General features: G+C 61.8%; 13 protein-coding genes. 6 read left to right on the top strand and 7 right to left on the bottom strand.

From position 1 onward, the window contains the following. Position 1: 1 nt before the first annotated feature. Together AC0L30_RS17265 and AC0L30_RS17260 are read right to left on the bottom strand one after the other, a co-directional pair. On the bottom strand, positions 2-1207 hold the full coding sequence (locus AC0L30_RS17265) for a hypothetical protein (protein WP_473404801.1): 1206 nt from the start codon (positions 1205-1207) through the stop codon (positions 2-4). A 774-nt stretch (positions 1208-1981) separates the two neighbouring features. Then, the gene (locus AC0L30_RS17260; protein WP_473404800.1) at positions 1982-2374 is read right to left on the bottom strand and encodes a hypothetical protein; all 393 of its coding nucleotides are present in this window, start codon (positions 2372-2374) and stop codon (positions 1982-1984) included. Between the two features lie 141 nt (positions 2375-2515). Here AC0L30_RS17260 and AC0L30_RS17255 point away from each other — a divergent pair, with 141 nt between their 5' ends. After that, complete coding sequence (locus AC0L30_RS17255) at positions 2516-2965, top strand: hypothetical protein (protein WP_473404799.1); 450 nt, start codon at positions 2516-2518, stop codon at positions 2963-2965. Between the two features lie 42 nt (positions 2966-3007). Here the strand turns inward: AC0L30_RS17255 and AC0L30_RS17250 are convergent, their stop codons facing one another. Then, positions 3008-3670: a hypothetical protein gene (locus tag AC0L30_RS17250; RefSeq protein WP_473404798.1), complete on the bottom strand. Its 663-nt coding sequence runs from the start codon at positions 3668-3670 to the stop codon at positions 3008-3010. A 59-nt stretch (positions 3671-3729) separates the two neighbouring features. Then, positions 3730-4467 (bottom strand): metallophosphoesterase family protein, encoded by a 738-nt coding sequence (locus tag AC0L30_RS17245; RefSeq protein ID WP_473404797.1) that lies wholly within the window; start codon positions 4465-4467, stop codon positions 3730-3732. A 192-nt stretch (positions 4468-4659) separates the two neighbouring features. On the opposite strand from AC0L30_RS17245, the gene AC0L30_RS17240 reads away from it, so the two are divergent. Further along, on the top strand, positions 4660-5283 hold the full coding sequence (locus AC0L30_RS17240; RefSeq protein WP_473404796.1) for a transglutaminase-like cysteine peptidase: 624 nt from the start codon (positions 4660-4662) through the stop codon (positions 5281-5283). Between the two features lie 10 nt (positions 5284-5293). Here the strand turns inward: AC0L30_RS17240 and AC0L30_RS17235 are convergent, their stop codons facing one another. The 3 genes from AC0L30_RS17235 to AC0L30_RS17225 all read right to left on the bottom strand — a co-directional run bounded on the left by AC0L30_RS17235 (position 5294) and on the right by AC0L30_RS17225 (position 7529). Next, positions 5294-6574: a hypothetical protein gene (locus tag AC0L30_RS17235; protein ID WP_473404795.1), complete on the bottom strand. Its 1281-nt coding sequence runs from the start codon at positions 6572-6574 to the stop codon at positions 5294-5296. A gap of 158 nt (positions 6575-6732) precedes the next feature. Further along, positions 6733-7008: a hypothetical protein gene (locus tag AC0L30_RS17230; RefSeq protein ID WP_473404794.1), complete on the bottom strand. Its 276-nt coding sequence runs from the start codon at positions 7006-7008 to the stop codon at positions 6733-6735. Between the two features lie 74 nt (positions 7009-7082). Next, positions 7083-7529, bottom strand: a complete 447-nt coding sequence (locus AC0L30_RS17225) for a hypothetical protein (RefSeq protein WP_473404793.1) — start codon at positions 7527-7529, stop codon at positions 7083-7085. 365 nt (positions 7530-7894) lie between these two features. Here AC0L30_RS17225 and AC0L30_RS17220 point away from each other — a divergent pair, with 365 nt between their 5' ends. The 4 genes from AC0L30_RS17220 to AC0L30_RS17205 all read left to right on the top strand — a co-directional run bounded on the left by AC0L30_RS17220 (position 7895) and on the right by AC0L30_RS17205 (position 12120). Further along, on the top strand, positions 7895-9097 hold the full coding sequence (locus AC0L30_RS17220) for a polysaccharide biosynthesis/export family protein (RefSeq protein ID WP_473404792.1): 1203 nt from the start codon (positions 7895-7897) through the stop codon (positions 9095-9097). Positions 9098-9367: 270 nt separating this feature from the next. Next, entirely contained in the window at positions 9368-9829 is a 462-nt protein-coding gene (locus AC0L30_RS17215; RefSeq protein WP_473404791.1) for a hypothetical protein, read from the top strand. 28 nt (positions 9830-9857) lie between these two features. Next, the gene (locus AC0L30_RS17210; RefSeq protein WP_473404790.1) at positions 9858-11360 is read left to right on the top strand and encodes an O-antigen ligase family protein; all 1503 of its coding nucleotides are present in this window, start codon (positions 9858-9860) and stop codon (positions 11358-11360) included. Between the two features lie 142 nt (positions 11361-11502). Further along, the gene (locus tag AC0L30_RS17205) at positions 11503-12120 is read left to right on the top strand and encodes a hypothetical protein (RefSeq protein ID WP_473404789.1); all 618 of its coding nucleotides are present in this window, start codon (positions 11503-11505) and stop codon (positions 12118-12120) included. Positions 12121-12266 lie beyond the last annotated feature (146 nt).

The raw sequence follows: 12266 nt of genomic DNA, 5'->3' as shown, positions 1-12266 counted from the left end.
TTTAGCGTCGCGGCGGGCAGGGGGAGTAGAAAGCGCCGTTCGTTGCATTGATGCGTTCGACGCATTGGTTGGGATCAGTCGGCGTCCCGGCCACCGTGAAGTCATAGCCCATACCTTTGACGACCACGACGTAGCGACCCGGCGAAAGCGTAAAGCCGTCCTGCTCCGGCTGCAGCGATAGCATTCGCGGCTGATCCTCGACCGGACCTACTTTGTAAGGGTAGGACATGCTGCGGATGACCCAGGTGTCGCCGGCAGTGACCATGGCCGCTTTCCCGGATGCATCGACGCCCATCGCTCGGGAGACTTTTGCGACCACCCGAACCTCGGTCCCGGTTGCATCGACACCACCGTCGGGCCTGAACACAATGAAGCTGACATCTCCGCTTGTCAGGGTCGTTGCGCTCGGCGTGTTGATTGCCGCTGAGATCGCGACACGACGGTCCGGAATCTTCCCGGCGACCGGCTTGAGCTCCTGAAGCTGGCCCTCGCTCAGGGCGTAGACGCCAAACGCTGTCGGCAACGGCGTCGAGGGTTGCGCAGCTGGCGTCGGCTCCTTCGGTTGATCCGGTGTCCGTTCGACACTCTCACCGCTCGATGGAGTCACAGCCACGGTGGGTTGAGGCTCGGGGCTTGCCGAGGTGCGCTTGGACAGCGTCGTGGACTGCCACAATGAGAGGGATTGCGTCCTCAACCGCGGCCAATAAGTAACCGCCGCGCTGGCGCCGGCAATGACGACCAGGATGGCGGCTAATCGCATGAGGGAGTTAAGGATGCCGCTTCGCTGAGATTGGTCGAGCGGTCCGGGCCGCGCGACAGAACCGCGCCTGGTTTCCGCCGCCGTTGGGACGGGCGGCGAAGGCGGAACGGGCTGAGCAGCCGGGGGATCGAGTGGCGACTGATGCGAAGCGACGTCTAGGGCCGACTCCGGCGCTTTGGACAGCGCGTCGCGCTCGTTGCGTTCAAATGATAGCTCGACGTCCCGAATGGCGCGTTCGAGCACTTGCTGGAGCTCGCGTGATTCCCGTGCGTCGCCATGGGTGAATTGTTCCAGAAGCTTGATCCGGGCAAGCTCGTACACAATTTCCCGGATCTGCCGCGGGTCGCCGGAAATGTCGCGAATTCGCCCGGACAGTAGACGCACAAACCCGGCCTTGATCGCGTGCGTATTTGGCGCGCTGGCGGCGGTGTCGCTGGGGTCCGTCATCAAGGCCGATCAAGTAACCCGAAACAGGCTGTTTCGCTAGGCTTTTTCGGCGTCAAATCCCATCTCTGCGAAAGCCGCTCTGATCGCCAACCTTGCAAGAGCCCTTGTCGAACAGCTTCGGGGGCTTGCTTTTGGGCAGAAAGCTGTGACAGTTCGACGAGCTCCTCTTTCCGGTATGTTGATCATGCGCGACGGTTTCATAGCACTCACGTTTGTGGCTCTCCTTGTGCAACCTTGTTTTGCACAAGGGACCAAGGACAAAGCCAATTTGACGAGCACCAGCATCGTGACGACCCCTACGAAGAAAACCCAAACGGCCCAGAGCGCCTCCCGACCCACAGCCATTCGAACCCTGGCGCCGGGCAAGCTGCCGAGCGGGATGGCGGCTCAGGGGGTCTGGAGAGACGGCAAGCTGATCGCCGTGCCTCGGCAATGACGCCCAAGCGACCGTGAAGGAACGGTGATCGCCTCCCCGACGTTCTCGCTTGGGAGACATCTCATGAAACGATTAGTCCTGACCGCAGTCGCGCTTTTTGTAACAGCAAGTACGTTGGGCCCAAGCATCTGGGTCCCAAGCGCTTTGGCCCAGGGTGTCAATGATCCGTCGACGCCCAACCGAAATGTCATCATCGTCAATCCCTCGCAGCCCTCGCCGAGCACGGCTACGCCGAATATTCCGAGCCAGATTCAGCCACCTCTGGTCAGCGGAGGGCGCGCACGTCCCTATTATGGCAACAGAACGCGGGGTAGCGGGTCGAGCAGGCGCTAGTCTGGCTACTGTGCGTTGGGTGTCATTCCGCCGCCGCTGGGGAAGTTGCTGGATTTGAGCGCCATTCCACTGACGCGAAAGCGGACATTTCCTGCCAGGTACAAATAATCCGAGGTCGTGCTGCTGACGGTCCGCACCTCGACATAGGTCAGCGTGATCGAACCCACGCTTGGGGTTACCTGGGTGATGTCGACAAACCGAGCTCCCGGGAAAAGCTTCTGGTCGAGGCCATAGAAGATCTTTTCCCGCTCTGACCACAGCACGAAGTGACCGCCGGTCTTCTGATCGACAGCTTCGTATTGCGTATGGATCAATTGCGGGTATTCGATCTGGCCGGCCGCTGCAAAGTGAGTCCCCAAAAAGATCGCCAGAACCAGGAAAGTAATGTTGCGGACCACTGGTCAATACCCTCGCGCGCTAAAGCACAAAGCTTGCCCGCGATTTGGCTTTCGTGCAATCGGCAAACGTATACATTGAATGGAGTAGACGAGAAGTTCCGGCCCTTGCTCGTTCTTGTTGCTCTGCCCTGGAGTTACAGCGTGCGAACCGCGCGACCCCACACCTCACTAGCTCATGCAAGGCGGCTTGGGGCGTTGTCGGGAGCGGTCCTGACCGTTGCCGGTGCGATCGGCTTCGGTCTCGCAAATCCGCCCTCGTGTTTTGCCCAGACCGAGCCGGAGCCCTCGGTCAACGACTATCTCCCACCAAGCGAGCCGGAAGTCAGCCGTGACGAGTGGCGTCAGCGTATCGAAGATGCACGGCGAAGATCCAAAGAGCTCTCGCGCGAGCGGCGGGATCATCCCGAGTTCTATAAGCCGGTCCCGGAGGATACGGACCTTGTCGCGACCGGACGTCTCCTCAACGACGACAGCCTGCAGCGCGGCGACATCGTCTCGACCAAGAAGGGCATGTTCGTCTACCAGGGGCGACCGGATCAACCGCGCCGCGAGCAGGATTTCGTGCCGATCGCGCCAAAAGCGACGCGTTGAAGAATTGACGGCGAACCAGCAGGCTAGGTCGCGCTCGAACGCTCAGTACCGCCGCAAAATCTGATTGAACTTCGGATCGGTCCCCTGCGTGGCCTCCAGAAGCAGCGACTTGCCCTGCGGCGTGGCCTGCAGGTAGGCAGCGATCAGGAGCTGCTCGTAGCGAGAGCGATTGGCAAGCGCCGAGCGAACGTCCGATTGCGCCAGCAGCTTGATCTCTTCGTCGGCTGCCGCCGCGCTCGAGGTGACGGTTTGGAGCCGTGCGAAGGCAACAGCGATCGGCACCGCGCCGGTCAAGTAAGACATTTTCACTGCGGGCGTCACCAGCTCACCCGACTGCGCCTTCAGCGTGCCGAGCGTGAGCCAGAGCGCGGGCCGGATGGGCGATACTTTCAGGGCCGCAACGACGGCATCCTGGGCCGCCTTGTTCTCGGTCGCCCTGCTGGTCGCATCGGCTGCGGGATGGTGAAGAAAATCCGCGGCTTTGGCGGCCGCATAATTCGCCAGCAAGTCGCCGTCCAATGAAAGGGGCGCCAGAACGCCCGAAGCGGCTACCTTGACCTTCTCGGGCGGAAACTCGCCCAAGAACAAATCGCTCGCCCGAAAGTTCGACCGCGTGAGATCGCCGTAAAAGCCCAATGCTGCGTAAAGCAGCAACATCACTGCGATGCAGGCGCCAATGATGCGAAGCAAGATCATACGGCTCATGATGAATTTCGATGTCCGCGTGGAAGGCGCGGGAGTCGGCCTGCAACTCTGCAAAAGTCCTAAATTGCGAGCAGACTATCGCCCTGGATCGTGAGCAAGGTCAAGTTGCCGGTCGCGTAGGCGCCCGTGTCGATATTGATCCGGTTCGAGCGGATATCCGGGACGCTGACCGGGGTATGGCCGTGGACGACATATTTGCCGAAGCGTCTTTCGGACTCGAGGAATTCCTCGCGGATCCAGAGCAGATCCTCCTCCTTCTGACGTTCCAGAGCTACGCCTGGCTTGACGCCGGCGTGCACAAAGAAGAAGTCGCCACACGCGAAGGACGGGCGGAGCTGCTGAAGAAACGAAACATGCTCCGGCGGAAGCGCCTGCCTCAACCCTTCGATCAACTCAATCTGTTGCTCCGGCGTCGGATTCATTGTCGGGTTGATGCCGTAGGAAACAAGGGTCAGCAGGCCTCCGTAGCGACGCCATTCCTCCAGCCGTGCCGGGTCCTTGAGGACCTCGAGCAGGAACACTTCGTGATTGCCCTTGAGGCACACTGTCTCATGCGACTTCGAGCGCTCGATCAGGAGATCAATCACAGCACGCGAGTCCGGGCCCCGGTCGACATAGTCGCCAAGAAAGACCTGAATCGCTCGTTCGGGAGCGGAGCGGGCAAGGTCGGCGTCGATGACGGTTAAGAGCGACTGAAGCAGGTCAGCGCGTCCATGCACATCGCCAATGGCATAGATCCTCACGCCGTCGGGAAGCCGAGGCTTGACGTTCTTACGAAAGCGCTTGGAAAGGCCCATCAGCTCGTCGAATCGGGTCTGGCATCATGAATGGAGGGCATGATCGCTCATAGCAGAACAAGTTACGCGTCGGTATTCTTAATTGTTTCTAACCAAGGCGCGGCGGTTTTGATTAAAGGATTGCTGGGCTTTTGAGCCGGATTTCAAGACGTCTCGCGTAGCGTTTCCCCAACAAGAAATGGGGAGCGCGACATGCGCAAGACTTTAAAGTTCCTGGCGATTGCCGCCGCTCTGTTGGCTGGGACGGCTCAACACAAGGCCGAGGCCGCCTTTGTTGGTGCGCCGTCAGCGTTGCGCGGCGCCATCCAGTACATCAAGTTCAACCAGCCGACCCTGGCGCCGATGGCATTCACGATCTTTTGCCTGAAGTACGAGGGCGAGTGTAAGCCGCGACCGCAGCAAATCGTGTTCAGGGGCGGACGTCTCAAGCTTACGGCCGAGCGCATGGCGCAGCTTCAGGAGGTCAACCAGCGGGTCAACAGCGCGATCCGACCCGAGCCCAATTTGGAGGGGCTGCGCGGCGAGAAGTGGCTGCTGCATCCCACCAGCGGCGACTGCAACGACTATGCCGTGACAAAACGCCATGACCTGATCGCCGAGGGCTTTCCGGCGCGATCGGTGTTGCTCAGCGAGGTCGTCACGACCTGGGGTGAGCATCATCTCGTGGTCGTGGTGCGCACGTTCTCCGGCGATCTCGTGCTGGATAACCTCACCGGACACATCCTGCCGTGGTCGAAAAAGTCCTATCGGTGGGTCCGCATTCAAACGCCCAAGAACCCGACCTACTGGGCGTCACTCGCTGATCGCGACGTCTAACGACGAGCGACTAGTGACCCGTGCCGCGTGCGGACTGGGTGATGCTTTGGGACAATCCGAGTCCCACAATCGTCGACAGGCAAAGGATTGCTGCCGGATGCAGCAGTCCTGAGCCAGCGAAGCTCTCAACCAGCGCGAAGACAACGCAGGCTGCGGCCGCCGCAGGGAAGAACGAGTCGCGGCCGCGCTGCAAAGCCCCCAAAAACAAACGTCCCAAAGCCAACATGCCCGCCAGCAGCGCGGCGGAAAAGCCGATCCATCCGGTATCCGCGAAGATGGCAAAAGCCGTCGAGGGCGCCGTCAAAGCCGCGCCGGCATCGCTTTGGTAGATCCTGCCAACGGCCGAAAAGGTGCCTGCGCCCGCACCAAACCATCTCGTATCGGCCAACATTCGCTCCAGCGCGGCTCTGGTTTCGGCCCCCGCATCCGGGACAAGCCGCAAAAGAATCGGCCCTGCATTCTTTTCGAACAGGAAGCTCAGGACAATCATCGCTCCGACCAGCGCAGCTAAGGACAGTGCGCCAGCGGCCAACGGCGACAGGTCGATCCTTCGAATGACAAGGATCAGCAAGATCAACACGAGGCCAAAGGCCGCGGCGATCGCGCTGTTCGTCCCTGACAAGGCAAAAACCGCAACCGCGCTGGCCAACGCGCCCACGAGGCCGCAAAGGCCGACAGCGACCGACCGAACGACCGAGTGGCGCGTTTCGGCCCGCTCGGCGGCAAGCTGCATGACGGCTAGATTAAGCATGACGCCAAGACCGGCCATCGTTGACCCGAGGTCGGAAGGGACGGCGGTTGCAAGGGCGGGCGACAGTGGACGCAAGCCCAGGATCAGAGCCGACACTGCTGTTACCCCGCTCAGCACGAACAGCACCAGTTCGGCACGGCTGCGGTCACGGACCACGACGATTGTCACGCTGAGCAACGAGATCGCCGCAAGGGCTTGAAACAGCGCATTCAGGGTAAGGCCGAGATCCGCCGTCACTGGCCCAAGCGACAGGCCACCCAGAGCATCGTGGCTGCTCGCCCAGATCGGATGCGCCCAATTCAGCCACAGCGGCGCCAGCTGGGTTGCGATGCAAAGGGGAATGGCGATCAGGACCCAGCGGCCCCAGACCGTGGCACGCAAATAGTGCTCGTAGTCGGCCTTTCGTGCGCTGAAGACCGCTGCAAATAGCCCCAGGGCCGTCGCCGTCATCCCGAGCTGAACGCCGAATTTGGCGCCGACAATGTCGAGAGCGGATGCAGAAACAAGGCAAACGATGAGGGCAAAATAAGCGAAGGACAAACGTGCGCCTGGAAGGAATCCTGAAAGGGTCAGGCCACCATACAAGCCGGAGGCAAGTTTTCAAACAGAGCTCTGCAGCCCACGCAGCTCCCAGCCCAACCCCAGATCAACGAAGCGTCGCCTGCGGGATCAGACGGATTGATGCGCCACAGAGGAGGTCAGCGGGCGGTCTTGAGCGGACGGGCAAACACGCGGGCGGCACGACCCGCGGCGAGAGCAAAGCGGGCGGCCGAGCCAAAGAGATAACCGGCCTGGAGCGCGACGGCCGCGAGCGCTACGCCCTTCAGACCATCGAGAAAGCTCAGATTGGCCATCCAGCCGACCGGGATCGCGGCGAGGAGCATGACGAAGGTCAGCGGCAGGAGCACCAGGACGCGAAAGCGTTGGCCCAGAACTGCGCCTACCAGAAAGCTGAAGATCAAAAGCTCGGTCATCCGAAACACTCCGTGCTCCGGACCTTAGGTTCCCCACCCTAAAAAGACCCTTAAGTCGTATGGCTAAATTTTGTCTATTGGCCGCAACTTGCCGCCAGAGAATTATAGGCTTCGCGAAGCCCGTTCAGGGCCACCACGCCTTTGATCTCGCTATCGCCTTCCTTCACCACAAAGCTCAAAGCGGGCGTCGTCTGCCACTTACCGGCGGCAAAGGCGGAGACTTCATGGGGTAGCAGGACGGCGGCTCCGGCCGCTGCCATGCTGGCCTCGACCGTCACTGCGCCCCCCGTGGCGGAGGCGATCGTAATCTTGGGGTGGCTCTTCGGCGGGAAGGGGCGGATCAATGCCACCAGCACGTCAATCTTGCCCTTGGGCGCACAGCGGACGATCAGGCCGGCGAAATCGGGATCGGACTGCACGGTCTCCGCGGTCTTAGTGATCGCGGCGAAGCTCTCGCCCTCCTTCGGGCCCTGGGTTCGGCTGAACTTCCAGGTCGAGGCCGGTGCGGCTACCCGGATCAAAGATCGGTTGAGGCAATCGAGCTCGGCCGCCGACCCAGCGGTACAGGTGGCGGGAGATCCAAAAGCCAAAAACGATGCTGCAATTGCGAAAAGAGCCACGTCACCCATCAACACAAAGGTCATGGATTTCTAGCAGAAGCTTGAAGCGCTGGGGAGGCGCCGGTCCGCAGGCGGTTGCCTGATTAACGCGCACACAGAATATAACAAACGGTCACAACGGCTTAATGCGGGTTCCGATAAGTTGCGCGCGCGCAACACTCCCGATCAGATCGCACCATTAACCATCCATTTGGGCTGCGCAGGCTTGTCGCAGGTGGCGCCGCACCGTACCAATTGAGTCAATTGGGGAACCATCGGGCGCCTTCATGCATGCATTTGTGACGACTCGTGTTTTGAAGCTGGCGCTTTTGAGTGTCGGCTTGGCGCTTGGCGCCTGCTCGACCAATCCCGGCTCGGGACCGTTAACGGATGACGTTAACAACCACATTCAGACGGCAAGCGCGCCGGCATACGAGCTCGTGCCGATCAATCCGGCGACGGTCAACATTCTGCACACCCATGAACCGAAGGGTCTCGCGGGGGCGTTCACGGACAAACGGCCGCCGGCCAGCATCGTGTTCGGCATCGGCGACGTGGTCAGCGTCACCATTTTCGAAGCGGCGGCGGGTGGTCTGTTCATCCCCGCCGAAGCCGGTGTCCGCCCCGGTAACTTCGTGACGATACCGGACCAGGCTGTCGATAACGACGGCTTCATCACCGTGCCGTATGCCGGTCAGGTCAAGGCGGCAGGCCTCACTGCGGTCCAAATTCAGCGCGCGATCGTTGAGAAGATCTCCAACCGCGCCATTGAGCCGCAGGTCGTGGTTGCGATGTCCTCGCAGCGGACACAGCTCATCAGCGTGCTCGGTGAGGTCAACTCGCCGGCGCGTTATCCGGCGAGCGCCGCGGGCGCGAAGGATAAGGTACTCGATGCGATTACGCGCGCTGGCGGCATCAAGGGCCAGGGCTTTGAGACCTGGGTGATGCTGGAGCGCGCCGGCAAGCGGGCGACCGTGCCGTTCGAGAATCTGGTCATGAGCCCGGAAAACAACATCTATGTTCGTCCGGACGACAGCATCTACGTCTATCGCGAGCAGCAGAAGTTCCTGGCGTTCGGCGCCAGCGGCCAGAGCGGCGAGTTCAACTTCGATGCATGGCGCATCAACCTCGGCGAAGCCGTCGGCAAGGCTGGTGGTCTTCTCGATGGCCAGGCGGATCCGGCATCAGTGTACCTGTATCGCCGGGAGCCGCGTGAGGTTGCCGCCCAGCTTGGCATTGACGTCAGCAAGTACACCTCTGAGACCGTTCCGGTCATCTTCAACGTGAACCTCCGCGATCCCGGCGGCTTCTTTCTTACCACCAAGGTCATGATGAAGAACGGCGACGTGATCTACGTCTCGAACTCCCGCAACGTCGAAGTTACGAAATTCCTGCAGTTCCTGCGCGTGATCATGGCCACCGGCTCGGATGCGGTGAATCTTTCCAACGACGCCCTGATCTTCCGCAACAACGTCAAGCTGGCGCCGTAAGAAGCCGACTTGATCCACCAAACGATGGCACCGGGCTATGTCCCGGTGCCATTTTCGTTTAGCAATCGACGCGGCCACGAGTCTGAGATCTGGATCAAGGCGCCACTGAGCACGGCGCGCGGTCATCGGTCACCCCGCAGTGTTGCAAGGGGCTTCATGCGCTTTCGAACATTTGGGCGTCTTCTGGTTCTCGTCCCAGTCATCTTCGGGTCGGCACCGCTCGGGAAGGCTCTTGGCGCTGAGCTGGGCGTCCGCCACCGGATCGATGTGATGGTCTCTGCAGAGCCCGATGGTCCGATCTTGTCGCGCCTGCGCGGGGCGAAGGGGGAGCTGTCGTTCACGGTCCGGCTGTCGGCGAACTCCAAGGAGAGCAAGTTCTTCGGTATGTTGCGTCCGTCATTTCCGGATATCGTTGTCCCCAATGACGCGGGCAAACCGCTGGTCCAGCAGATCAAGCTCTGGGACGAGGAGGTCTGTCATCAGCGCCGCGGCCTGCCGAAGGTGACGGTGACGCAGCTCCGCGGCCATTTTGGCGAGGGGGAGGGGCGGATCGAGATTACCGCCATCAACCGGCACATCGGCGTCCTGGTCCCGCCCGACGAATTGACCCCTGGAATAAAACTCGATCCGGGAAGTGACAGCTTTGGGCTATTCTATGCGTTTCGGGCCCAGACCCGGAACAGCCGCCTCAACGTCGATCTGAAGATCTATCCGATCGATTGCTTCCTCTAGGCTCGAGCAAAGCTCGCAAGACATCACGATGCGCCTTCGGCCTCCCAACATCGACTGGTTCAGGATTCGTTGGTCATGGAGCATGCCCGCGACCTTCATCCTGTTCTTCGTGGTGGCCGGCGCGCCGTTTCCGTTCGGCTCGACCAATGATCTGTCAATCGCGTTCTGGTGTCTCTGCCTCGGGATCGCGGTGATCTTCGCGCCGACGCGCGAGCTACGCCGGCCGCACCTGTGGCTGCTCGCGGGCATCGGCGTGATCGTCGCCGCTTACGCCTTCGTGCTGCATGAGCACCTCTCCGATCATCCTTGGATTGCGCCGTTCCAGCCGATCTGGAAGCAGGCCTCGGAACTCCTCGGCGTGCCGATCGCCCGGTCCGCGTCGATCGTGAAGAACGAGGCGTTCTTCGCGCTCGGCGCGCCGCTCGCCAACATTTTTGCGATCATCCTCGGCCTCACCGTCGGCGCGAACCGCGACCGCGCGCGCCGCATGCTCTGGGTGATCGCGATCTCGGGCGCGGCTTACGCGCTCTACGGCGTGCTCTCGTTCCTGATCGAGCCCACCATGATCCTGTGGCGGGACAAGACGGCCTATATGGGCAGCGTCACCGGCACCTTCATCAACCGCAACACGGCGGCGGCCTATTTCGGCTCCTGCGCGGTGATCTGGATGCTCTTGATCCTCGAGGATGTCCGCCGCCGCTTGCCCGAGCGGCACGTCGAATGGCGGCGTCTGTCGCTCGATCTGCGCAGGATCCCGCCGAAACAGATCCTGCCGCATCTTGGCAGCCTGCTGGTCTGCCTGATGGCGATGTTCATGACCGGCTCGCGCGCCGGCGTCGGCCTGTCGCTGCTCGCGATGATCGTGGCGTTCACGCTGTTCCTAAGGAAAGACCTGCCGCCGCGCACCGGCATCTGGATCTCGCTCGGCTCCGGCATCGCTGTCGCGCTCGGTCTCCTGCAGCTGCTCGGCGGCCGCGTCTCCTCCCGCTTCGACACCCAGGGCTTGGTCGACGAGGGCCGCATCGAGGCCTGGAAATCCACGCTCAAGATCATCGGCGACAATCCCTGGTTCGGCACCGGCATGGGCACCTTCCAATGGGCCTTCCCGCCCTACCGCAGCCCCAACATCTCGATGCGCGGAATCTGGGACGCCGCGCATTCCACGCCGCTGGAGCTTGCTTCCGAAGTGGGCATTCCGATGACGCTCCTGATCGCTGCTGCCTGGGCGATCATGCTGCTGGTGCTGGCGAGGGGCGTGTTCGGACGAAGGCGCGATGCCATCATCCCGCTGGCGGCGGCGGCGACCGCGACGCTGTCGCTGCTGCATTCGTGCCTCGACTTCACGCTGCAGGTGCCCGGCTACAGCATTCCATTCTTTGCGCTTTTCGGCGCCGGCCTTTCGCAGTCCTTCCGCACCAAGGAGGGCCGCCCGATGGTCGAGGCGGGCGCCACCAGCCGGCGAGGCGAGGGCCGCACCTCAACCGCGAACGCCGCCCCACGCCGGGTGCCCCAGCTTCACAAAAGTGTCTAGATTTGAAGCAGTTGCGCCGTTTACGAACTCTTTAGAATAAATGGACAGCCGTTTTCTCTTCGGCTAGGTTCCTGCACTGCACAGCCATTTGCCCGAGGCGAGGATGCGAATTCGGGGCAGCTGATTTTTGGAGGTTTGTTTTATGAGCGTTATCAGGATTGCGCTTCGGATGGCTGCCGCTGCGGCTCTGGCCGTGACGATCACCACGGCCGCAAGCGCCGCCATTTACCCGCCGCAGCGCCAGCTGCCGGCCACGGTCATTTCCGACTTCAAGGCTTCGCCGAACAGCCTGTTGCAGCAATATCCGATCGGCGGCCCGCAGCTGATCTCGCGCGTGCGCGATCTCGGCGCCTCCGATCCCACGACGCTTAACGCTCTCATCGCGCTGTTGACGGCTCCCGCGACGACAAAGGAGCAGCAGCGCGCCATCGTCGTCGGTCTCGCCCAGGTCGCCCGCATGGCCGCGCAGAGCGATGCGGCCTTCGCCAATGAGATCCAGACCGCGATTGCCAACACCGGCAACGCGGACGTGATCGCCGCCTATCAACGCGAAATCGGCGACGTCGGGATCGCCGCGACCGGCGGCGGCGGCGGTGGCTCCGGCGCAGGTGGGCCGACGGGCGCAGGCGCATCCAGCGGCGGTGCCAACAATGGCGCGCCGACGTTTGGTGGTCTGCACTATGCGACGACTGTTACCCCGAACGCCTCGAATGGCGTAACCGGCACGACCAACGCTGGCGGCAATGTGAGCCCGCGCTAAGATCAGCGGGTAGCCCCCTCATCTCATTGCAGTCGAGCGGCGCCATCGAGCGCCGCTTTGCTTTGCAGCTGTTAAGCTTCTCGATAAGTCCCGGGCCGCCGGCGCGGTGCGCTGCATCAACAACGTTCAATTGTAGCCGGTCTTGT

Source organism: Bradyrhizobium sp. MI1.11 (assembly GCF_055811255.1).
This window is presented reverse-complemented; position numbering and strand designations above follow the sequence as displayed.

What these genes read in the sequence shown, in the direction of transcription:
- AC0L30_RS17265 (WP_473404801.1), bottom strand. Translation starts at nt 1,207, where the DNA reads ATGACGGACCCCAGCGACACCGCCGCCAGCGCGCCAAATACGCACGCG.
- AC0L30_RS17250 (WP_473404798.1), bottom strand. Translation starts at nt 3,670, where the DNA reads ATGAGCCGTATGATCTTGCTTCGCATCATTGGCGCCTGCATCGCAGTG.
- AC0L30_RS17245 (WP_473404797.1), bottom strand. Translation starts at nt 4,467, where the DNA reads ATGGGCCTTTCCAAGCGCTTTCGTAAGAACGTCAAGCCTCGGCTTCCC.
- AC0L30_RS17240 (WP_473404796.1), top strand. Translation starts at nt 4,660, where the DNA reads ATGCGCAAGACTTTAAAGTTCCTGGCGATTGCCGCCGCTCTGTTGGCT.
- AC0L30_RS17230 (WP_473404794.1), bottom strand. Translation starts at nt 7,008, where the DNA reads ATGACCGAGCTTTTGATCTTCAGCTTTCTGGTAGGCGCAGTTCTGGGC.
- AC0L30_RS17220 (WP_473404792.1), top strand. Translation starts at nt 7,895, where the DNA reads ATGCATGCATTTGTGACGACTCGTGTTTTGAAGCTGGCGCTTTTGAGT.
- AC0L30_RS17215 (WP_473404791.1), top strand. Translation starts at nt 9,368, where the DNA reads ATGGTCTCTGCAGAGCCCGATGGTCCGATCTTGTCGCGCCTGCGCGGG.
- AC0L30_RS17210 (WP_473404790.1), top strand. Translation starts at nt 9,858, where the DNA reads ATGCGCCTTCGGCCTCCCAACATCGACTGGTTCAGGATTCGTTGGTCA.
- AC0L30_RS17205 (WP_473404789.1), top strand. Translation starts at nt 11,503, where the DNA reads ATGAGCGTTATCAGGATTGCGCTTCGGATGGCTGCCGCTGCGGCTCTG.